General features: G+C 19.8%; 1 protein-coding gene. It reads right to left on the bottom strand.

Going from position 1 to position 476, the window contains the following annotated elements; translation table 11 throughout:
* Positions 1–79 precede the first annotated feature (79 nt).
* Positions 80–277, bottom strand: coding sequence for a PH domain-containing protein (locus tag G3997_RS04405; protein WP_296648700.1), 198 nt, complete (start codon positions 275–277; stop codon positions 80–82).
* Positions 278–476 lie beyond the last annotated feature (199 nt).

Here is a 476-nt window from a genome sequence, read left to right as displayed (position 1 = left end):
AAATTAAATCTATAAACYAAAAAATACCCTGTCGGTATTTACGACAGGGTATTTTAATTTACATATTAAACTATATTAATTATCTACATAGATAATGCTTCTTTACCAATTTTACAATATYTAAAGTATATATACCATAGTTTGTTAAAACTATAGAATCTCTTACAAATGTAAATGCCATTATAACATTTTCGTCATCTAATAAGTAATCAGATATTTGATGTTCTATATTATTGTTCATACTACCGTATCCTGCTATTTTATTAAAAAATGACATAAATCTCCTCCAAAATCAAATCAAAAATTTACAACATAAAAAATTATATATCAAACAAACGTTTTTTTACAATAATAAATATTTTCCAAGAAAGATTACTTATAATAAACAATATTTCTAACTTAATAAGTACTAATCTAAAATTTTTATATTCATCAAAACTATCTTTAATTATCTTATTAATATTAAATCAATATTT

The organism is Romboutsia sp. 13368, from assembly GCF_018336475.1.
GTDB lineage: Bacteria > Bacillota > Clostridia > Peptostreptococcales > Peptostreptococcaceae > Romboutsia.
This window is presented reverse-complemented; position numbering and strand designations above follow the sequence as displayed.